This is a genomic window from Rhodococcus sp. MEB041 (assembly GCF_030208955.1).
Classification (GTDB): Bacteria; Actinomycetota; Actinomycetes; order Mycobacteriales; family Mycobacteriaceae; genus Rhodococcoides.
This window is the reverse complement of record NZ_JARVSZ010000001.1, coordinates 407,172-429,351: the sequence shown is the minus strand read 5'-3', so window position 1 is coordinate 429,351 and position 22,180 is coordinate 407,172. Positions and strand designations below refer to the sequence as shown.

At 68.6% G+C, this 22,180-nt stretch carries 15 protein-coding genes; 10 read left to right on the top strand and 5 right to left on the bottom strand.

Features of this window, described 5'->3' with window-relative positions:
• The 4 genes from QRN16_RS02005 (at position 1) to QRN16_RS01990 (ending at position 4,593) form a co-directional block, all read left to right on the top strand.
• Entirely contained in the window at positions 1-717 is a 717-nt protein-coding gene (locus QRN16_RS02005) for a sulfite exporter TauE/SafE family protein (protein ID WP_222631617.1), read from the top strand.
• A 267-nt stretch (positions 718-984) separates the two neighbouring features.
• Complete coding sequence (locus tag QRN16_RS02000; protein ID WP_285184681.1) at positions 985-2,298, top strand: enolase C-terminal domain-like protein; 1,314 nt, start codon at positions 985-987, stop codon at positions 2,296-2,298.
• On the top strand, positions 2,295-3,269 hold the full coding sequence (locus QRN16_RS01995; protein ID WP_285184424.1) for a 2-hydroxyacid dehydrogenase: 975 nt from the start codon (positions 2,295-2,297) through the stop codon (positions 3,267-3,269). The genes QRN16_RS02000 and QRN16_RS01995 overlap by 4 nt, the downstream gene beginning before the upstream one ends.
• 88 nt (positions 3,270-3,357) lie before the next feature.
• Positions 3,358-4,593: a YncE family protein gene (locus QRN16_RS01990; protein WP_056441942.1), complete on the top strand. Its 1,236-nt coding sequence runs from the start codon at positions 3,358-3,360 to the stop codon at positions 4,591-4,593.
• Positions 4,594-4,659: 66 nt separating this feature from the next.
• Here QRN16_RS01990 and QRN16_RS01985 read toward each other — a convergent pair whose 3' ends face one another.
• Both QRN16_RS01985 and QRN16_RS01980 read right to left on the bottom strand, forming a co-directional pair.
• Positions 4,660-5,790, bottom strand: coding sequence for an acyl-CoA dehydrogenase family protein (locus QRN16_RS01985; RefSeq protein ID WP_222639430.1), 1,131 nt, complete (start codon positions 5,788-5,790; stop codon positions 4,660-4,662).
• An 11-nt stretch (positions 5,791-5,801) separates the two neighbouring features.
• The gene (locus QRN16_RS01980) at positions 5,802-6,977 is read right to left on the bottom strand and encodes an acyl-CoA dehydrogenase family protein (RefSeq protein ID WP_027504702.1); all 1,176 of its coding nucleotides are present in this window, start codon (positions 6,975-6,977) and stop codon (positions 5,802-5,804) included.
• A 98-nt stretch (positions 6,978-7,075) separates the two neighbouring features.
• Between QRN16_RS01980 and QRN16_RS01975 the strand changes: the two genes are divergently transcribed.
• Positions 7,076-7,687 (top strand): histidine phosphatase family protein, encoded by a 612-nt coding sequence (locus QRN16_RS01975; protein WP_051613109.1) that lies wholly within the window; start codon positions 7,076-7,078, stop codon positions 7,685-7,687.
• A gap of 4 nt (positions 7,688-7,691) precedes the next feature.
• On the opposite strand, the gene QRN16_RS01970 is transcribed toward QRN16_RS01975, so the two are convergent.
• Positions 7,692-9,983: a putative bifunctional diguanylate cyclase/phosphodiesterase gene (locus QRN16_RS01970; RefSeq protein WP_285184423.1), complete on the bottom strand. Its 2,292-nt coding sequence runs from the start codon at positions 9,981-9,983 to the stop codon at positions 7,692-7,694.
• A 431-nt stretch (positions 9,984-10,414) separates the two neighbouring features.
• Between QRN16_RS01970 and QRN16_RS01965 the strand changes: the two genes are divergently transcribed.
• Positions 10,415-11,701 carry an MFS transporter gene (locus QRN16_RS01965; protein ID WP_081821135.1) on the top strand — a complete coding sequence of 429 codons (1,287 nt, stop codon included), beginning with the start codon at positions 10,415-10,417 and terminating at the stop codon, positions 11,699-11,701.
• Positions 11,702-11,743: 42 nt separating this feature from the next.
• Here the strand turns inward: QRN16_RS01965 and QRN16_RS01960 are convergent, their stop codons facing one another.
• Entirely contained in the window at positions 11,744-13,438 is a 1,695-nt protein-coding gene (locus QRN16_RS01960; RefSeq protein ID WP_051613107.1) for a DEAD/DEAH box helicase, read from the bottom strand.
• Between the two features lie 146 nt (positions 13,439-13,584).
• Here QRN16_RS01960 and QRN16_RS01955 point away from each other — a divergent pair, with 146 nt between their 5' ends.
• Positions 13,585-15,375, top strand: a complete 1,791-nt coding sequence (locus QRN16_RS01955) for an AMP-dependent synthetase/ligase (RefSeq protein WP_027504699.1) — start codon at positions 13,585-13,587, stop codon at positions 15,373-15,375.
• 123 nt (positions 15,376-15,498) lie between these two features.
• Positions 15,499-17,073 carry a molybdopterin-dependent oxidoreductase gene (locus QRN16_RS01950; RefSeq protein WP_285184421.1) on the top strand — a complete coding sequence of 525 codons (1,575 nt, stop codon included), beginning with the start codon at positions 15,499-15,501 and terminating at the stop codon, positions 17,071-17,073.
• A 2-nt stretch (positions 17,074-17,075) separates the two neighbouring features.
• Here QRN16_RS01950 and QRN16_RS01945 read toward each other — a convergent pair whose 3' ends face one another.
• Complete coding sequence (locus tag QRN16_RS01945) at positions 17,076-17,687, bottom strand: alpha/beta hydrolase (RefSeq protein WP_222645535.1); 612 nt, start codon at positions 17,685-17,687, stop codon at positions 17,076-17,078.
• Positions 17,688-17,776: 89 nt separating this feature from the next.
• Between QRN16_RS01945 and QRN16_RS01940 the strand changes: the two genes are divergently transcribed.
• Together QRN16_RS01940 and QRN16_RS01935 are read left to right on the top strand one after the other, a co-directional pair.
• On the top strand, positions 17,777-18,730 hold the full coding sequence (locus tag QRN16_RS01940; protein ID WP_222649717.1) for an alpha/beta hydrolase: 954 nt from the start codon (positions 17,777-17,779) through the stop codon (positions 18,728-18,730).
• 30 nt (positions 18,731-18,760) lie between these two features.
• Positions 18,761-22,174, top strand: coding sequence for a TM0106 family RecB-like putative nuclease (locus QRN16_RS01935; RefSeq protein WP_285184420.1), 3,414 nt, complete (start codon positions 18,761-18,763; stop codon positions 22,172-22,174).
• Positions 22,175-22,180: the final 6 nt, after the last annotated feature.

Sequence of the window (22,180 nt, the reverse complement as noted above, 5' to 3'; positions counted from 1 at the left end):
GTGACCGGCCTCGAATGGCTGGTCGTGGGCGTCGCGATCTTCACGGCGTCGTGTCTCCAGTCGTCGATCGGCTTCGGGATGGGGATGGTCGCGGCGCCCGTCCTGGCCATCATCGATCCGCGGATGGTGCCCGGCACGATCATCCTGCTCGCCACCGCGCTCACCGCGCTGGTGGTGGTGCGGGAGCGCACGAGCATCGACGTGCGCGGGGCCGGCTGGGCACTGGTGGGACGGGTGCCCGGCGTGATCGCCGGCGCCGCGCTGCTCGTCGTGCTGCCCGAGCGGGGAGTCTCCATCATGCTCGGCGCAGTGGTGCTGTTCGGCGTCGTGGCCACGGCGATCGGCTGGTCGCCGACACCGCGACGCGGATCGCTCATGACCGCGGGCGCCGCGTCCGGACTGCTCGGCACCGCCACCTCCATCGGCGGGCCACCCATGGCGCTGATCTGGAGCGGCAGCAGCGGCGCCGCGTTGCGCAGCACCATGAGCGGCTTCTTCCTGATCGGCTCCCTGATGTCGCTCGCCGCGCTGGGGGTCACCGGCTCCCTCGACGCGCACTCCCTGGCGACCGGCGCCCTGCTCCTGCCCGTCGTCGCGCTCGGGTACGTGGCCTCGCGCTGGGTGAACCGCGTACTCGACCGTCGTCGGCTGCGATGGGTGTCCATCGTCGTCTCGGCGGGTGGTGCGCTCGTGCTGCTGGTCGATGCGGTGGTGTGAGGTGTGCGGTTGCGGTGGGTGCAGCGCTGGCGCTTCCGGGAGGCACACACCCTCTGGTGAGCGCACACCCGCTACAGCCGACTGGACGGGGTGTGCGCTTCATGACAGATGTGCGCACTCGGCGCCGGCGCACTCGATCGATACTCACCCTGCATCGCTGCATCCACAAATGGTGTTGGACGGGAATGAATCACCCGCCCTAGGCTCGTCGACGTGAGCACCGTCACCGAGGTCCGAACCTCCCATGCCACGCCCGTCGTCACCGCGATGCGCGTCGTTCCCGTCGCCGGCCACGACAGCATGCTGCTGAATCTCAGCGGCGCCCATGCACCGTTCTTCACCCGGAACCTGGTCGTGCTGACCGACTCCGACGGGCGCACCGGTGTGGGCGAGGTGCCGGGTGGCGAGCCCATCCGCCGCTGTCTGGAGGACGCCCGCGTCCTCGTCGAGAACGCCTCGGTCGGCAACTACCACGCCGTGCTCAACGCGATGCGCCGCGCGTTCGCGGACCGCGATTCCGGCGGACGCGGCGCCCAGACCTTCGATCTGCGGATCGCAGTGCATGCCGTGACCGCGGTGGAGAGCGCCCTGCTCGATCTTCTCGGTCAACACCTCGGCGTCAGTGTCGCTGCCCTGCTCGGCGACGGCCGCCAGCGCGACAAGGTGCAGGCGTTGGGCTACCTCTTCTTCATCGGCGACCGCACCAAGACCGACCTCGCGTACCGCGCCCCCTCGGACGAGAGCGGCTCCGCCGACGCCTGGTCCCGTATTCGCCACGAGGAAGCCCTGTCGCCCGACGCCGTAGTGGCGTTGGCCGAAGCCGCACAGGCGAAGTACGGCTTCCAGGACTTCAAGCTCAAGGGCGGTGTCCTCCCCGCAGCGCAGGAGGCCGACGCCGTGCGCGCACTCGCGGAGCGCTTCCCCGCGGCACGCATCACGCTGGATCCCAACGGCGGCTGGCTCCTGAAGGACGCGATCGAGACGTGCCGTGGTCTGCGCGACGTGCTCGCCTACGCGGAGGACCCGGTCGGACCCGAGGGCGCATTCTCCGGGCGCGAGGTGATGGCCGAGTTCAAGCGCGCGACCGGCCTGCCCACCGCCACCAACATGATCGCCACCGACTGGCGCGAGATGGGACACACCATTCGATCCGGCGCCGTCGACATCCCGCTCGCGGATCCCCATTTCTGGACGATGAACGGATCGGTCCGCGTCGCGCAACTCTGCGATGCCTGGGGCCTGACGTGGGGATCGCACTCCAACAACCACTTCGACGTCTCGCTCGCCATGTTCACGCACGTCGCAGCTGCCGCTCCCGGTGAGATCACCGCCATCGACACGCACTGGATCTGGCAGGACGGGCAGCGCATCACGACGAATCCGTTCCCCATCGTGGACGGGTACCTCACCGTCCCCGACGTGCCGGGTCTCGGAGTGACCCTCGACATGGAGCGCGTCGAGGCCGCACACGAGCTGTACGAGCGCGAGGGGCTGGGCGCCCGCGACGACGCCAGGGGGATGCAGTTCCTCATCCCGGACTGGACGTTCGACAGCAAGCGGCCGGCTCTGCAGCGCGCATGAAAGTCGTTGTCGCCGATCGCAATTTGCTTCCCTACCGCGAGACATTGGAGAACGGGACGCCCGACGGCACCGAGCTGTCCTGGCACGAACGCTTCGACGAGGACGCACTGATTGCCGATCTTGCCGATGCCGACATCCACGTGGGCGGCAAGGTCACCGACGCCATGGCGCGAGCCGGCACGCGGCTGCGACTCGTGCAGGTCGTCGGCGCGGGCGTCGACAACGTGGCGCGCGCAGCACTTCCGTCGACGACCGTGGTCGCGAACACGTTTCATCACGAGGACTCGATCGCCGAGTACGTCCTCGCCGCCGCGATTCTGCTCCGACGCGGATTCCTCGATCAGGACCGCGCTCTGCGACAGGGCGTGTGGGCAACCTCCGTCTACGACCATGCGCTACCCCAACCCGACGCCACTGCCGGCGCGCGGGTGGGCTTCGTCGGCTTCGGCCACATCGGGCAGCGCTCGTGGTCGCTGCTGCGCACCCTCGGATGCATCGGCGCTACCGTGACTGGACGCGGCGCCGTCGATGCGGTCGCCCATGGCCTGGACTGGGCCGGCTCGACCGACGAACTCGACAGGCTGGCCGACGAGTCCGACATCATGGTCGTCTCGGCTCCCCTGACGACAGCGACGAGCGGCATGATCGGCCCCGCGCAGCTGCGAGCCCTCGGACCGCGGGGCGTTCTGATCAACGTCGGACGTGGCCCACTGGTGCAGGAACGTCCTCTCTACGAGGCACTCTCGCGTGGTGACCTGGGTGCTGCCGCGATCGACGTCTGGTACGACTACCCCGGTCCCGACGGGCACGGCGAACCGAGTGCGCACCCGTTCGGGGCACTGCCCAACGTGCTCATGACACCGCACTCGTCGGGCATCACCCGTCGCACCTTCGACGGCCGGTGTCGCGACGTCCTCGAGAACATCCGACGCATTGCCGACGGAGTCGATGTGAAGAATCCCGTTACCTGACAGTTCGTCCCGTGTGTCCCCTTGCTCCGGTTACTCTGATTCGGCCGGGGGGCACGGGGCACCTCGACGACATTCTCGGGGGCCGCACATGACCGTTCGCACCACACTTCTCACCGTTGCCACCGCCGCACTGACGGCGATGGGCACCGTTGCCGTAGCGACCCCGGCGGTGGCTGCGCCCGGGCTCACGGACGTGCTGTTCGTGGCCAACAACTGGGACGGGACCGCGGACTACCTCACCCCCGACGGCAACCTGACCAGACTGGGTCGGTTGAACGTCGTGCCGGACAAGGAACAGCGCCTCGCGGAGATCTACCGGAATCCAGTGCGCGCCGCGTTCTACTTCGGAATCCGGCAGCTGGTGGGCGAGGGTCACGACCAGTACGCCGACGACATGTACACCTCGAAGGACGGCAGGAAGCTGATCGTCTCGCGGCCCAGCTTCGCCGACGTCGTCTCCCTCGACATCGCAACCGGTGCGATCGATTGGCGGTTCGCCGTCGACGGTCAGCGCGCCGATCACATGGCGATCTCGGACGACGGCACACAGGTCGCTGTCTCGGCGTCGACGGCCAACACGGTGCACATCCTGGACACGACGAACGGCCGCGAGATCGGCAGATTCCCCACCGGCACCTCCCCGCACGAGAACGTGTACACGAAAGACGGCCGCTACATCATCAACGCGAGCATCGGCCGCGTCGAGTCACCCCTCGACGCGCCCGCTCTCGGCGTGACCAAGTTCCCGCGCTGGATCGCCTTCTACGACAGGACCACCGGGGCCGTCACGCGCCAGATCGACATCGGGCGCAAGCTGGCCGAGGCCGGGCACCCCGACATGAGTTCGTCCGTCCGCCCGATGACGCTCTCGCCGGACGAGCGTTTCCTCTACCTGCAGGTCTCTTTCTTCCACGGCATCGTGGAGTACGACCTGCAGCAGGACCGGGTGACCCGGGTGGCGGATCTGCCCATCACCGCTGCGGCGGCGGCGCTTCCGCGCGAGTCGTACCTGCTCGACTCGGCCCATCACGGCATTGCGATGAACACCGCCGGCACCAAGATGTGCGTCGCGGGAACGATGTCGGACTACGCCACCGTGGTCTCGCGGGACACCCTGACGGCGGGGCCTCTGGTGACGTCCGGTGAGAAGCCCTACTGGTCCACGCGCAGTGCCGACGGTCAGTACTGCTTCGTGTCGTGGGCCGGTAGCGACAAGGTTTCTGCGATCTCGTTCGACACCGGTCTGGAAGTGGGCAGCGCTGCGGTCGGCGACCATCCGCAGCGGATGCGCACCGGCGTCGTCACTGCTGCGATCACCGGCTGACCACCACATTCCCGACACGACGAAGGCCGGTCACCACGCGGACGACCGGCCTTCATCGAGGCGGTGCTAGGAGACGCCGAGCATCTCGTGATCCTTCAGCGACGACGTGATCACCCGGAGGTGATCGTCGACCCCGCCGAGCGTGTGCTCGATGGCCGTGAGACGCGAGAAGTAATGTCCCACAGGGTATTCGTCCGTCACCCCGATTCCGCCGTGCAGCTGGATCGACTCCTGGCCGATCTGCCGGGCGGAGCGTCCGATCTGCAACTTCGCCCGCGACGCGACCGTGGGATCCGGAGATCCGTCGGCCAGCGACATCGTCGCGTAGAGCGCCATGCTGCGTGCCAGTTCGAGCTGCACGTACATGTCCGCAGCGCGGAACGTCAGTGCCTGGAACTTGGCGAGCGGCACACCGAACTGCTTGCGCTGCTTCAGGTACTCCGTGGTGAGTCGCAGCGACTCCTCCATCGCACCGAGCGCCTCGGCAGCGAGAGCCGCCTGCGCACGGACGTTGGACGCCACGATGGCGGCACTGGCGTCGCCGCCGTCACCGAGCGGTTCGCCCGCGACGTCCGACAGCTCGAGCGACGCGCCGCGCAGTCCGTCGTGGGTGCGGTAGGTCTTGCGCGTGAGTCCCTCGGCATCGGCCGCGACCAGGAACAGGCCCACGCCTCCGCCGGGCAGCGCCGCGCTGATCACGAAGTGATCGGCGCAGTCACCGTGCAGCACAGGGTTCTTCACACCCGAGAGTGCCCACGAGCCACCGTCCTCGGTGGCCGACGTCGACACCTCGGCCGCCGGCCAGCGGGTGCCCGGCTCGGAATGCGCGAACGCGAGAAGGGTCTGCCCCTCCGCGACGCCCGGCAGGATGCGCTGACGCTGATCGGTCGATCCGACCTCGGTGATGAGACCACCCGGAATCAGCACGCAGTCCAGCAGCGGCTCGGGTGCGAGGCGGCGACCGATCTCGGTCATGACCGCGAAGGTCTCGACCGGTCCGGCGTCCATGCCGCCGTCGTCCTCGGCGAAACTGAGGCCGAGCAGGCCCAGCTCGGCGAACTGCTTCCAGACCGATTCGGTCCAGCCGCGCTCGCTCTCCACCGCTGCCTTGCGCTTCTCGTTGTCGTAACTGCGGGCGAGCACGTCACGCACCGTGTCGCGCAGCAGCTTCTGTTCTTCGTCCAGTTCGAACTGCATGTCGTGCGCTCCTAGAGACCGAGAATGCCGGACGCGATGATGGTGCGCTGCACCTCGTTCGAGCCGCCGTAGATGGATGTCTTGCGGAAGTTCAGGTAGGTCGGGGTCGCACGCTGCGCCCAGACCGGTGTCGGCGAGTCCTCTCCGGCCGCGAACGGGAGCGAGTCCGGTCCCGCCACGTCGGTGAGGATCTCGGTGGCCAACTGCTGCAGCTCGCTGCCCCGGAGCTTGAGCACCGACGACGCCGGGTTCTCCTTGCCGGAGACGTAGCTGGAGACGATGCGCAGCTGGGTGAGCTCGAGTGCGAGCACCTGGTTCTCGAGCTCGGCGAACCGAGCGGCGAAGACCGGATCGTCGAGCAGCGTGCCGGTCCCGACCGTGGTCTCGGCCGCGAGCGCCTTGGCCTGCGCCAGCTTGGTCTTGGTGAAGCCGAGTCGCGTGATGCCGGTGCGCTCGTTGCTCAGCAGGAACTTGGCGTAGGTCCAGCCGGCGTTCTCCTCGCCGACGAGGTTCTCGACGGGGACGCGGACGTCCTCGAACCAGACCTCGTTGACCTCGTGGCCGCCGTCGATCAGCTTGATCGGGCGCACGGTGATGCCGGGGGTCTTCAGGTCGACCAGGATGAACGAGATACCGGCCTGCTTCTTCGGCGCGTCCGGGTTGGTGCGCGCCAGCACGAAGATCCAATCGGCGTACTGGCCGAGCGTGGTCCACGTCTTCTGACCGTTGATGACGTACTCGTCACCGTCGCGCAGAGCGACCGTGCGCAGCGACGCGAGGTCCGATCCCGCCTCGGGCTCGGAGAAGCCCTGGCACCACCAGATGTCGAGGTTCTGCGTGGGCGGGAGGAACTTCTGCTTCTGCTCCTCGCTGCCGAAGGTCGCGATGACGGGCCCCACCATCGAGATGTTGAAGGCCAGGGGCTCGGGCACCGACGCGAGCTGCAGCTCGTCCAACCAGATGTGGTGCTGCATCGGGGTCCAGTCCTTGCCACCCCATTCGACGGGCCAGTGCGGGCTCGCCATGCCGTGCTTGTTCAGGATCTGCAGCGTCGTGATCATGTCCTCGCGCTCGAGTTCCTCGCCCGCCGCGTTGCGCTCGCGGATATCGGCAGGGATCTCGGTACGGAAGAAAGTTCGCATCTCGTCGCGGAACGCAGCTTCCTCATCGGTGAGTGCCAGGTTCATCTGTGACCTTTCGAAGTCCTTCGCTGATCTCTAGCACCGTACTCTCCGGTAACCAGGCTCGGACAGGGGTGCCGTCGACCGATATTCTGGGCCCGACCATGACCGATCACCTCGACTCCCGGGCGCGGAGCACCTCTGTCCGAGTGGCCCTCGTGCGCCACGGCGAGACCGACTGGAACGTCGAGGGGCGTCTGCAGGGCTCCTCCGACATCCCGCTCAACGACATCGGGCGCAGCCAGGCCCGGACCGCGGCCGCCGCGCTGGCCGACGACTCGTGGGACACCCTCGTCAGCTCGCCGCTCTCGCGGGCGTCGGAGACCGCCGACATCATCGGCCACGTCATCGGGCTCACCCGCTCGGCCGACCACGAGGACCTGATGGAACGTCGCTTCGGACGTGCCGAGGGCATGACCGGCTACGAGGCGTGGGCGTACTGGCCCGACGGTGACTACCCGGGCGCCGAGTCGCACGAGGCGCTCGCCGAGCGGGGGCGTCGTCGACTCGACCTGCTGGCCGACGAGAACCCCGGCAGGTCTCTCGTCGCCGTGGCACACGGCGGCATCATCCGGGCCGTGCTGAGGTCCATCACCGGCCACCCTGCGCCGCGCATCGCGAACGCCGGCGTGAGCATCGTCGTCCGCGACGACGACGGCTGGTCGGTCCGCACCGTCAACTCGGTTCCCGTCCGCCACGGCCGACGGCTCCGCTGACGCGTCAGGAGAGGAACGTCTCCACGGGCGCGGGGCGCCCGTAGAGGTACCCCTGCGCGTACGTGCAGCCGAGTTCGGTGACGATGCGCTCCTGCTCCGTCGTCTCCACGCCCTCCGCGACGGTGCGCATGGTCAGCGCGGTGGCCATAGCCTCGATGGCCGTCACGATGGACACCGACGCGTCGTCGACCGGGACGCGGTCGATGAACGACTTGTCGATCTTGATGACGGTGATGGGCAGATCTCGTAGGCGACCGAGCGAGGAGTACCCCATCCCGAAGTCGTCGAGCACCAGCACGATGTCCTGCTCGGCGAGACGCGCGAGGACCCGATTGGCCACCACCGGATCGGCGATGAGGGCACTCTCGGTCACCTCGAGCCCGAGCACCGACCCGTCCAGACCGTGCGACGCCAGCAGGTCCGCGACGACGTCCGGGAGCCGCTCGTCACGCAGCTGCAGCACGGAGAGGTTCACCGACATCGACATGCGCGGCGCTCCCGCCGCCCGCAGTCGCACCAGATCGCCCAGAGCCGTGTCGAGTACCCAGGTCCCGATCTCGGAGATCATGTTGGTGGCCTCGGCGACCGGGATGAACTCGTCCGGCCCCACCCAGCGGCCGCGATGCTTCCACCGCACCAGGGCCTCGTAGACCAGCACGTCGTGGGTCCGCAGCGACACGATGGGTTGGTAGTGCACCGCCATCTCCCCGCGCGCGACCGCGCCGCGCAGCGCGCTGCCCAGCTCGACCGACCGGGTCGCCGCGGTGCGCAGGGACTCGTCGAAGAACGCGTAGGCCGCCGGCCCGCGGAACTTGGCGTCGTACATCGCCGTGTCGGCCTCGCGGACCAGATCGTCCGCCAACCCGGCGGGACCGCAGGACGTCGCGATGCCGATGCTGACGCTCACGTACAGCGACGCCACACTCAACTCGAACGGTTCCGCGAACGCGGCCAGGAGCAGTTCCGCGAGTTCCTCGGCACGGGCCCGGTCACAGTGCGCCACCACCACGAACTCGTCGCCGGCGTACCGCACCACGTCCTCGTCGGCGGAGACCACGCGCCGGATGCGCTGCGCCGCCGCCTGGATGAGCTCGTCGCCCGCGCGGTGGCCGTACGAGTCGTTGACGACCTTGAAGTTGTCGAGGTCCGCGAACAGCACGGTGGTGGCCGACGCCGACGAGGACGGCCTCCGCGCAGCGCGTTCCAGGATCGACTCGAGCATGGACCGATCGGGGAGACCGGTGAGCGAATCGTGGGTGGCGTCGTGGCGGGCCTTGTCCTCGCTGCGCTGCACCCGGCTCAGCGCCCGCTCACCACGGACGAACATTCCCACCAGGATCACGGCCAGAAAGGTCGAGCGGACCACCACGTCCGCGGTCCCCACCGCGTCGCCGACGAGCGGCAGCGCGGCGCAGGTGGCGACGAGCGCGACGGACACCGTCATCCGCTGCCGGGTGAGCGCGGCCGTCACACCTCCCGCGCGGCCCACCCACGCCATCGACGGATGCAGCGACGCGGCGGCCAGCAGGACGAACGCGAGCAGATACATCGCGTCGAGGACGACCGCGGGCGGGGCGACCGAGCGGGCCGTCGCGATCGCATAGCCGAGATCGCCGACGATGGTGACGAGCAGTGCGGCGACGAGGAGAACCAGGGACACGTTGAAGCGGCTCTTCGACAACAGCAGGAAGAACGCCATCGTGAACAGACCGGCGTCGATCGCGGGGAACAGCCCGTTGAGCACCACGGACGGCACGTCCCGCGTGGTCGAGAGGACCGGAGCCACCAGCAGCACCCAGGACACGAACGTCATGCCCAGCGTGACCAGGACCGCGTCGATGATGGTCGGGGTGGGCCGCGAGTTCCCCCCTCGCCGTGACCAGCCGACGATGCCGAGGACGAGCAGCAGGTAGCCGAGCAACACCAGTACCTCCGGCAGCAGCCGGATCGCCGAGGGCAGGTCCGCGCGCACGCTCCGCACGGACAGGCCCACCAGGAAGGACGTCGCCGCGCCGAGCATGCACCGCCAGGCGTACGTGTCGGTCGGGCTGTTGCGCCGCAGGCCGACCAGGACCACGACCATGCAGCCGATGGCGCCCACCGCGAAGACGCCGGTCCGGATCGATGCGGGCACGATCAGGTAGACAGCCAGTACCACGGCGGCCACCGTGAACGACGCCGCCAGGTAGCGCCCCGGCGACCGGACGGGCCCACCGAGGCGCGATCGGTCCAGCGCCGCAGCGGTCACTCGTGGGGGAACGGGCGTCGACACCATCGACTCGTCCTCCTCGACCACCGCGCGTGAGCGTGTCCCCCGAACCACGACCTGTCCGACCACAATCTATCCGTCCACAACCTAGCTGAGCAGTGGAAAGACGAGCAGCGCCGAGGCAGCAGTCATGCCTGCGCGGACGGCGCCGACGCTGCCGGCAGTGCCCGAGATCGGATGCCGCCGCTCCCGCGCCGCGACACCGACGACGACGGTCCGTGCGAGGGCCAGGTGAGAGGTGGTTTCCGGTGCCGAACGGCCACTGTCGCGGCAGCCCGGGCGCCGTAACGACTCGATAACGAAGAGACCGATCGCCCCTCTCGATGCTGAGGTTCGGCCACTACTTCGGTAGGTCTGGGTGAGTGAGTACTTCCGAATCAGGTTCTGTCGACAACCCGACACCGGCGCTGAAGGACGCTCCGCCCGGGGTTCTCCGGCGCGCGATCGGCGCCTCGGCGATGGGCAACGCGACCGAGTGGTTCGACTACGGCGTGTACGCCTACACGGCCACGTACATCTCCCGCGCGTTCTTCCCGGACGACCTCGAGTCCGCCACCCTGCTGACGCTGGGCATCTTCGCGGTGTCCTTCCTCGTGCGGCCGCTCGGCGGCCTCGTCTGGGGACCACTGGGGGACCGTCTCGGCCGCAAGCACGTCCTCGCACTGACCATCATCCTGATGGGCACCGCGACCTTCCTCATCGGTGTCATCCCGAGTTACGCCTCGATCGGCTTCTGGGCACCGGTTCTGCTGGTGATCCTGCGCATGATTCAGGGCTTCTCCACCGGCGGTGAGTACGGCGGCGCAGCCACCTTCATGGCCGAGTACTCCCCCGACCGCAAGCGCGGCTTCTACGGCAGCTTCCTCGAGTTCGGCACACTCGGCGGCTTCTCCCTCGGCGCCCTCGTGGTGCTGGCCGTCGACCTGCTCTCCACCGACGCGTTCATGGACACGTGGGGCTGGCGCCTGCCGTTCTTCGTCGCCGGGCCGCTGGCGCTCATCGGGCTCTACATGCGGTCCAAGCTCGAGGACACCCCGGTTTTCCGTGAACTCGAGAACGAGGACGCGGTGGAGCACAAGACGTCCACCCAGTTCCGCGAACTGATCGCCACCTACTGGCGACCGATCCTCACGCTGATGGGCCTCGTCGTCGCGCTCAACGTCTGCAACTACACCCTGCTGAGCTACATGCCGACCTATCTGGAGAGCCGGATCGGCCTGTCGAGCACGTCGTCGCTGTTCCTCGTCGTCATCGGGCAGTTCGCCATGATGCTCGTCATTCCGTTCGCCGGAGCACTGTCGGACAAGGTGGGGCGCAAGCCACTGTGGCTCGTCTCGATGGTCGGACTGCTGATCTTCGCGATCCCGATGTACATGCTGATGACGGTCAACTTCGGCTGGGCCATCGTCGCGTTCACCGTGCTGGGCCTGCTCTACGTCCTGCAGCTCTCGACCATCTCGGCGACGTTCCCGGCCATGTTCCCGACGCACGTCCGGTTCGCCGGCTTCGCCATCGCCTACAACGTGTCGACCTCGTTGTTCGGTGGCACGGCGCCGGCGGCCAACGAGTGGCTCGTCGAACGGACCGGCAACGATCTCGTCCCGGCGTTCTACATGATGGGCGCCTGCGTCGTCGGACTGATCGCACTGCTGTTCGTCGCCGAGACGGCGGGCGCATCTATCCGCGGCCGCGGCGTCCCCGGCGTCGACACCGACGCGCATCCCTCGGCGTTGCAGAAGAGCTGACGCACCGCACCCCCGCGAGACTCTCGCGGGGGTGCGCTGGTGTCAGTGCTTGCCGCGGGGCGGTCCGCCGTCGCGCTGCAGCTGGATGAGCACGCCGCTGATCCTGGTGCGGCGCAACGCTTCCAACGTCTCGTCCGCGAGATCCGCCGGGAGCTCGACCAGGCTGTGATCCGGCCGGATGCTGATGTGCCCGAAGTCGCTGCGCCGCAGCCCGCCCTCGTTGGCGATAGCACCGACGATGGCACCGGGCGCCACCTTGTGCCGCTTGCCGACGCTGATCCGGTACACCGCCAGATCTTGATCGCCCTTGCGAGACTTGCGCAACGGCGGTGCGTCCCGATCGTCGAACTTGCGCTCGGGGCGCTCGCGCTTCTCCCGCGGCGGGGGCGGCGGCTCGGGCGACATGAGGAACGCGTCGCCGTCCCGCGACTGCGTCGCCAGCGCCGCGGCGATGTCCGCGAGCGGCACGTCGTGCTCGCGCTCGTAGTCCTCGATGAGTCGGCGAAACAGCCCGAGCGACGTCGAGGACAGCGACTGGGTGATGGAGTCGGCGAACTTGGCCACGCGCTGCGCGTTGACGTCGTCGACGCTCGGCAGCTGCATCTCGGTGATGGGCTGCCGCGTCGCCTTCTCGATGGCCTTGAGCAGATGACGCTCCCGCGGCGCGACGAACAGCAGCGCCTCGCCCGCGCGCCCGGCGCGACCGGTCCGCCCGATGCGGTGCACGTACGACTCGGTGTCGTGCGGGATGTCGTAGTTGACGACGTGCGAGATCCGCTCGACGTCGAGACCGCGGGCCGCGACGTCGGTGGCGACGAGCACGTCGAGCGCACCGTTCTTGAGCTGACCGATGGTCCGCTCGCGCTGCGCCTGCACGATGTCACCGTTGATGGCGGCGGCCGAGTAGCCCCGCGCCCGCAACTTCTCGGCGAGCTCCTCCGTGGCCTGCTTGGTGCGGACGAAGATGATCATCGCCTCGAAGTCCTCGACCTCGAAGATCCGCGTCAACGCGTCGAGCTTGCGCTGATGCGCCACCTGCACGTACCGCTGCGTGATGTTGGGGGCGGTGGACGTCTTCGTCTTCACCGTGATCTCGACCGGATCGTGCAGGTACTGCTGCGAGATCTTGCGGATCGCCGACGGCATGGTGGCCGAGAACAGCGCCACCTGCTTGTACTCGGGGGTGTCCGCGAGGATGCGCTCGACGTCCTCCTGGAATCCCATCTTCAGCATCTCGTCGGCCTCGTCGAGCACGAGATACTCGAGGTGCGACAGGTCCAGCGTGCCCTTCTCGAGGTGGTCGATGACGCGCCCGGGCGTGCCGACGACGATGTGGGCGCCGCGCCGCAGACCGGAGAGCTGGATGCCGTACGCCTGCCCGCCGTAGATGGGCAGGATGTGCAGGCCCTCGATGTGGGTGGCGTACTTGCCGAACGCCTCGGCCACCTGGATGGCCAGCTCGCGGGTGGGCGCGAGGACCAGCGCCTGCGGCACCCGGTTGGCGACGTCGAGGCGCGAGAGGATCGGCACGGCGAACGCGGCGGTCTTGCCGGTGCCGGTCTGCGCGAGGCCGACGACGTCGTTCCCGGCCATCAACGGCGGGATGGTGGCTGCCTGAATGGGCGACGGCGTCTCGTACCCGACGTCCGCGAGGGCCTTCAGCACACGCTCGTCGATACCGAGATCGACGAACGAGGGGGTGTCGGTGGACACCGTTTCCGACTCGGAAGTGCTCATGTGCACCAGAGTCTAGTCCAGCGACCACCTGCAGAACGACAACTGTTCGAACAGGACAAAGCGGATACGGCACTACGATCACCGCAGCATCGCTTCATGTGATCCAATACACAACAAACCTGCTGCTACTGGAAGGTACAGACACCGTGCACGAATACTCGGTACCCGCGTCCTACACGATCCCGGACGACGTCTCGATGGCCGACACCGTGTTCCGCTACGCGAGCGAGACCCCGGAGTGGGTGGCGTTCCAACGGCGAGTCGGCGGCTCGTGGAAGGACGTCACGGCGCGCACGTTCGCCGACGAGGTCGCGGGCGTGGCCAAGGGCCTCATGGCCTCCGGCATCGAGTTCGGTGACCGCGTCGCCATCATGGCCGGCACCCGCTACGAGTGGGTCGTGCTCGACTACGCGATCTGGACCGCCGGTGGCTGCACCGTGTCCATCTACGAGACGTCCGCAGCCGATCAGGCGCAGTGGATCCTCGAGGACTCCGCGACCAAGCTCTTCGTGGTCGAGACCTCCGAACACCTCACCCGCATGAAGGACGTCACCGACAGCGCCGCGGATCTCCGCGAGACGCTGAGCTTCGACGGCGGTGCGATCGACGAGCTCACCACCCGCGGCGCCTCCGTGTCCGACGACGATCTGCACGCCCGTCGTCAGCAGGTGTCCGCGTCGTCGGCCGCCACGCTCATCTACACCTCGGGGACCACCGGCCGCCCGAAGGGTGTCCAGCTCACGCACTCGAACTTCTACGCCGAGACGACGGCCACCCAGGTGGCGCTGCACGACCAGATGACCGAGGGCAAGCGCACCCTGCTGTTCCTCCCGATGGCGCACGTGTTCGCTCGCGCGGTGTCGTTCGGCGCCTTCGAGGCCAAGGTCACGGTGGCGCACACGTCCGACACCACGACGCTGGTCGAGCAGTTCGCCGAGTTCCAGCCCGACTTCATCCTCTCGGTCCCCCGCGTGTTCGAGAAGGTCTACAACTCGGCCAAGCAGAAGGCGCACGACGGCGGCAAGGGCAAGATCTTCGATCAGGCCGCGGACGTCGCGATCGAGTGGAGCATCGCGCAGGACAAGGGCGGCGCCGGCCTGGTGCTCAAGGCGAAGCACACCCTGTTCGACAAGCTGGTCTACTCGAAGCTCCGCGCCGCGCTCGGTGGACGGTGCACCAGTGCGCTGTCCGGCGGCGGCCCCCTCGGCGCTCGACTGGGCCACTTCTTCCGCGGCATCGGCGTTCCGGTGCGTGAGGGCTACGGACTCACCGAGACCAGCGCCGCCGTCACGGTCAACACCACCGACAAGCAGCGCATCGGTTCCGTCGGCCGCCCGCTCGCGGGGCACGCCGTGAAGATCGCGGAGGACGGCGAGATCCTGGTGAAGGGTCCCGTCGTGTTCTCCGGGTACTGGCACAACGAGAAGGCCACCGAGGAATCGATCCGCGACGGCTGGTTCCACACCGGTGACCTCGGCTCACTCGACGACGAGGGCTTCCTCTCGATCACCGGTCGCAAGAAGGAGATCATCGTGACGGCAGGTGGCAAGAACGTCGCGCCCGCCGGCCTCGAGGACTCCATCCGGTCGCACCCGCTGGTCAGCCAGTGCCTCGTCGTGGGCGACGCCAAGCCGTTCATCGGGGCGCTCATCACGCTGGATCCCGAGGCTCTGCCCGGCTGGCTCGAGCGTCACGGTCTCGACAAGAGCACGTCCGCGAGTGATCTGACGACCAACGCCGACCTGATCGCCGAGATCGACAAGGCCGTCGACACGGCCAACTCGAAGGTCTCCAAGGCCGAGCAGATCAAGAAGTACACGATCCTGCCCGGTGACTTCACGATCGAGTCGGGAGAACTGACGCCGACCATGAAGCTCAAGCGCAACGTCATCCTGGAGTCCCACGCCACCGAGGTGGCCGACATCTACGGCGGCTGAACACTCGTCCGACCCACCCGAGGCGCGCCCGTGAGAACTCCTCACGGGCGCGCCTCGCTCGTTGTGGCTCGTCAACACGCCCACCGGAGCAAGCCGCCACTGCCATCGTGACGAATAGCAGTCATGACCACGACGACCACCGAACGCCAGACCTCGGGTGACTCCGCGCGCACGCGCGTCCACCCCTTCGCACGCATGCTCAGCGGAGTGGTCGCCGCCGGCGTCGTGCTCGGCGTGGGCGAGATCCTCTCGCTCCTCTTCAGCTCGGCGTCGTCACCGTTCTTCGCCGTCGGCTCCACCACCGTGGACCGAACGCCCGCGTTCGCCCGCGAGTTCGCGATCGACACCTTCGGCACCAACGACAAGGCCGCCCTGTTCGTCGGCATGTCCATCGGCATCGCGATCATCGCCGCCATCGCCGGCCTGCTCGAGCGCCCGTCGCGTCCCATCGGATCGGTGATCCTGCTTGTGCTCGGCGCCGTCGGTGTCTACGCGGTGCTGCAGCGGCCGACGTCCTCACTCGGTGACGTCATCCCCACCGTGGTGGGTGTCGTCCTGGGCATCGCGGTCCTGCAAGCCCTCACGCGAGCGCTCGAGGTGCCGGCGGGCACGGTCGACGGGTTCATGCCGCGTCGCAAGTTCCTCGTCCTGTTCGGCGCTGCCGCCGCGGTGGCCGTCGCAGCCGGCACGGTCGGCCGGTACCTCGGCGATCGTGTGGCCGGTGTCGCCGAGGACATCAAGAACTTCCGCCTCCCCACGGTCGCGGCCGGCGAGAAAGCCGCCGCCATTCCGGCCGGTACCGACATCGGCGTCGAGGGCGCGACCACCTTCGTCACGCCGAACAACACCTTCTACCGCATCGACACCGCTCTGCAGGTCCCGCAGCTGACCACCGCCGAGTGGCAGCTCAAGATCCACGGCAAGGTCGACCGCGAGATGACGCTGAGCTGGGACGACCTCATGGCTCGCACTCCGATCGAGCGCGTCGTGACGCTGACGTGCGTGTCCAACGAGGTCGGCGGACCGCTCGCCGGCAACGCGACCTGGATCGGGTTCCCCATCAAGGACATCCTCGACGAGGTGGGTGTGCAGGCCGACGCGGACATGCTGCTGTCCACGAGCATCGACGGCATGACCATCGGTTCGCCGGTCGAGGCCCTCACCGACGGCCGCGACGCGATGCTCGCGGTGTCGATGAACGGCGAGCCGCTGCCCGTCGAGCACGGCTACCCGGTGCGTCAGGTCGTGCCCGGTCTGTACGGATTCGTCTCCGCCACCAAGTGGGTCGTCGACTGGGAACTGACGCGATTCGACGAGGCGGCGGCCTACTGGACCGACCGCGGCTGGGGCGACAAGGCACCGATCAAGACGGCGTCACGCATCGACGTGCCGGCCGCCTTCGCCCCCGTCGCACCCGGTCCCGTCCGTGTCGCGGGTACCGCCTGGGCGCAGCAGCGTGGCATCGAGCGCGTCGAGGTTCGTGTCGACAACGGACCGTGGCAGGAGGCGACGCTCGCCGAGCAGTACACGATCGACACCTGGCGCCAATGGTTCTGGGACTGGGACGCCACTGCGGGCAACCACAACATCCAGGTCCGCGCGACGGATCAGGACGGGAACACGCAGGTCGAGGAGCGCACCCCGCCGATCCCCGGTGGTTCGACCGGGTGGCACACCCGCACCATCATCGTCAGCTGACGTCAGGCGTTCGCGAGGACGTGGTCCGCGGCCGCGTCGGTCACGGTCCGGTGGATCTTCTCGTGCAGCAGGTCGTGTCCGGCGTCGGCGTACTCGCGCAGGGTGATCGTCGGGATGCCGCGCACGAGGTCTCGGACGCCGTCGATCGGCACCATGCGGTCGTCCACACCGTGCAGTGCCAGGGTGGGCGATCGGGTCGCTGCCGTCAGATCCTCGCGGGAGATCGCGCGCGGCGGCATCGCCACCAGCACGACGGCGGGCGCGCTCCCGCCGGTCGCGAGCATCCGCACCGCGGTCGCGGACCCCAGCGAGTGGCCCATCACCGCAGGTCGGTGGCCGGCCTCGACCACGACGTCGAGGAGATGTCGTGCGTTCTCCGCCAGCGCGTCGAGGTAGGCGGCGTCGTCGGCCGCCTCTCCTTCGGACAAGCCGTGGCCGATGTGGTCGAGGCCCCAGGTGGCGATGCCGTGTGCTGCCAGGGCAGCGCCGAACCGGTGGTACTGGCCGGTGTGCTGTCCCCGCCCGTGCAGGAACACGAGGGTCGCGGCAGGGTCCTCGGTGGGTCCCCACTGGCGGTAGTGGGCGCGACCTCGGGGTCCTTCGAAGAACGGCATGTGGCCATTGTGGCTGATGTGACTCAATAGTCACCGGTTCGACACAGAACCGAACCCCACGGTTCCCTCCGCCGTGCGAGCATCGAACCATGAGGTTGGTTTTCGTCATCGTCGTCGCCATCGTCGCGGCTCTTCTCGGGGCGCCCGCCGCCACCGCTGCGGAGCCTGCCCGAGTGGTCGGGGTGCGGCAGCTCTCGCCGACACACTCGGTCGTCGACGTCTACTCCCCCGCCATGAACCGCGTCGTGCCGAACGACGTGCTCCGCCCGGCTCGCGGCGGGTCGCTCCCCACGCTCTACCTTCTCAACGGCGCCCTGGGCAACGAGGACGGAGTCGGCTGGATCAACAACTCCGGCGCCCCGGGATTCTTCGCCGACAAGAACGTCACCGTCGTGCTCCCCATCGGTGGGCGTCTCAGTTTCTACACGGATTGGCTCGCCGACGATCCGATCCTCGGATCCAACAAATGGCAGACCTATCTGACGCAGGAACTGCCCGGCGTCATGGACCAGCACTTCGGCAGTACGCGCCGCAACGCGGTGGCAGGGGTGTCGATGAGCGGCGGTCCGGCACTCGATCTCGCCGTGCAGGCGCCCGGCCTCTACCGTGCCGCGGCATCCATCAGCGGGTGCCCCGCCTCGTCGAACCCGCTCGCCCAGGCCGCGATCTCGATCATGATCGGCGGCGCCCTGAACAACCCCTTCAACATGTGGGGCCCTCCCGGTGCTCCCGCATGGGCGCAGCACGACCCGTCCCTCCACGCCGACCGCCTCCGCGGAACGGCTGTCTACGCAGGATCCGCGAGCGGTGTTCCCGGCCCCGTCGACCGCATCCCGCCCGGCAGCATTCCCCCGTTCGGTGGAGCAGCCGTCGAAGCCATGGTGAACACGTGCACCGGCATCTTCGCCGACGCGGTGCGGAGGGCGGGCGTGCCTGCGACCATCTCTATGCGCGGCGAGGGCTCGCACAGCTGGGCACTGTTCGAGGACCAGCTGAAGGAAGCCTGGGGCACGACGATCGCACCTGCCCTCGGGACCCGCTGACCTGTCGGCCGGTCTCGTTAGGGTGGCGGCATGTTCGTCACCGGAGACACCCTCGTCCACAGCGCAGGCGACCTCGCGCTGGCGTCCCGGTGCGAGTACGCACTCCTGCGCACGCTCGACGCGAACCTCGGCCGCATCGAGACCGAGCAGGTCGACGACGCGATGTTCGCCCGGCTCGCGCGCCTCGGCAGTCAGCACGAGGCCCGCGAGCTGCTGAGACTGAAGCGCGAGCATCCGGACGGCGTCGTGACCATCGAACGGCCGGCCGAGAGCATCCCGTCCGCGCTGGCCGCCGCCGCACAGGCCACCCTCGCCGCGGCGCTGCAGCGCGTCCCCGTCATCTACCAGGGCACGTTCTTCGACGGCGAGTTCCTCGGCTTCAGCGACTTCCTGATCCACGACCCGTCGACCGACACCTATGCGGTGCACGACACCAAGCTGTCGCGCACCGAGCGCGTCCCGTCGGTCCTGCAGATCGCGGCGTACGCCGACGCGCTCGAGGCTGTCGAAGTTCCCACGTCCGCCACGGGCCACCTCGTCCTCGGTGACGGCACCGACCATCTCGTGCACCTGCCGGACGTCCTCCCCGTCTACCGCCGCGCACGGCGCGAGATGGTGGCCCTGCTGTCCGGCCACCTGACGCAATTGCTCCCGGCATCCTGGGCCGACCTCGACATTCGCGCCTGCTTCCGGTGCGAGCACTGCACCCCCGAGGTCGAGGCACAGCGTGACCTGTTGCTGGTCGCCGGGATGCGCGTCTCCCAGCGGTCCACGTTGCACGCCGCGGGGATCACGACCGTCGACGAGTTGGCCGCACACACCGGTTCCGTCGCGGACCTCTCGGAGCGGTCCCTCGGCACCCTGCGCGCGCAGGCCCTGGCCCAGGTTCAGCAGGAGCAGTCGGGGTCACCGGTGGTCGACGTGCACACCCCGAGTGCTCTCGGTGCACTGCCCGCTCCGGACGAGGGCGACATCTTCTTCGACTTCGAGGGCGACCCGCTGTACGCCGAACGCGGCTCCTCCGACTGGGGGCTCGAGTACCTCTTCGGCGTCATGGAGTCCGACGGCGCGTTCCGGCCGTTCTGGGCCCACGACCGGCACGAGGAGAGGGCCGCCTTCGTCGCCTTCGTCGAGTACGTGCGTGCACGCCGCGAGGCGTTCCCCGGCATGCACGTGTATCACTATGCGGCATACGAGAAGTCGGCTCTGCTGCGTCTGGCCTCGCGGTACGGGGTGTACGAGAACGAGGTCGACGACCTTCTCCGGCAGCAGATCCTCGTCGACCTGTATCCCGTCGTGCGGTCCGCCCTGCGCATCGGCGCACCGAGCTACAGCATCAAGAAGCTCGAACCGCTGTACATGACCGATCACCGCGGCGACGTGGCAGACGCCGTCGCTTCCATCACCGAGTACGCGCGGTGGTGCGATCTGCGCGACCGTGGCGACCTCGACGAGGCGGCCGGCGTCCTCGCCGAGATCGCCGACTACAACGAGTACGACTGCCGCTCCACACGGGAACTGCGCGACTGGTTGCTCGGTCACGCCGAACGCGCGGGTGTGGTGCCCCGCGGTCCGCTCGACGCGGCCGAACCGGTCGACGAGGACCGGGACGCGGTGCGAGACGCCCTGTGGGAGTTCGCCGGTGAACCGGTCTCACGCACGACCGACCAGCAGGCGATCGCCCTGCTCGCGGCCGCTGTCGGCTACCACCAGCGCGAGGAGAAGCCCTACTGGTGGGCGCACTTCGACCGACTGGCCTCGCCGATGGACGAGTGGGCCGACACCCGCGACGTGTTCATGGTCGAGGAGGTGGAGTCCATGACCGAGTGGGCGACACCGCCCGGCAAGCGGGTCCAGCGGCGCACGAGCGTGGTGCGCGGTGAGTTCGGGCCCGGCAGTGGGCGCGTGGGGTCGAAGGTGACCGTGCTCTACGCGCCGCCTGCTCCGGACTGGATCGCGCCCGACAGACGCGCGAACCCGCAGTATCGCTGGACGATGCCCGGAACGATCGTCGAGGTGTCCGAGGACGGCGCCCACCTCACGCTCGAGGAGTCGCTGTCCAAGGGCGCCGAACCCCACGATGTCGCACCGGTCGCCACGACGCCCGATGCCTTCGTCAACACGACCACGCTGCGGGAGGCCATCGCCGCCACCGCGGCGGAGGCAGCGGATCGCCTTCCCGAAGTCCGCGCCTCGGCCGTGGTCGACCTCCTGCGTCGTGATCCTCCCCGGACCCGGTCCGGCGCACCGCTCGCCAAGGTCGTCGATGAGCAGGTCGCTGCGGCCATCACGGCGTCGCTCCTCGATCTCGACGATTCCTACATCGCGGTCCAAGGGCCGCCGGGAACGGGGAAGACCTACACCGGATCGCGAGTGATCGCCGCACTCGCACGCGATCACGGCTGGCGCATCGGGGTGGTCGGCCAGTCGCACTCGGTGATCGAGAACCTTCTCGACGGTGTCGTCGCCGCCGGGCTCGATCCCGAGAGCGTCGCCAAGAAGGGGTCGTCCGACAGCACGCACTCGTGGCTCGGCGTGGACTCGTACTCCGGGTACCTGGCCACACACACCGGCGGATGCGTCGTGGGTGCGACGGCCTGGCCGTTCACCAACCGCAAGGAGTTCGTAGAGCAGGAGCTGGACCTGCTGGTCGTCGACGAGGCGGGCCAGTTCTCGCTCGCCAACACCATTGCGGTGGCGCGGGTGGCACGCAACCTCCTGCTGCTCGGCGATCCGCAGCAGCTGCCGCAGGTGAGCCAGGGCAGCCACCCCGAACCGGTGGACACCTCTGCTCTGGGCTGGCTCGCGGACGGCTCCGACACGCTCCCGGCCGACCTCGGGTACTTCCTGGCCACCACTCGCCGCATGCACCCCGAGCTGTGTTCCGTGGTGTCCGACCTGTCCTACGACGGACGGCTCCGCTCGCACGACACAGTGCTGGGACGGCACCTGGACGGCGTCGACCCGGGAGTGCACACAGTTCTCGTCGACCACGAGGGCAACGCGACGTCCTCGCGAGAGGAAGCGGTCGAGATCGTCCGACTCGCACGGTCACTGGTGGGATCGGCCTGGACGTGTGACGGGGAGACACGGCCGCTCGGCGCCTCGGACCTGCTCGTGGTGGCGGCCTACAACGCCCAGGTCGCCACCGTGCGCGCGGCGCTCGACGATGCCGGACTGCACGAGGCCTCGTGCGGCACCGTCGACAAGTTCCAGGGCCGGGAGGCCGCCGTGGTGATCGTGTCCATGGCCGCGTCGGCCCCCGAGGACGTGCCGCGCGGCATGCAGTTCCTGTTGTCGCGCAACCGCATCAACGTCGCCTTGTCGCGGGGGCAGTGGGCCGCACACGTCGTCCGCTCACCCGCGCTGACGCACTATCTGCCCTCGACACCGGCGGAGCTGTCGTTGGTCGGCGCCTTCATGCGGGTGAGCCCCGACGAATGATGCCGG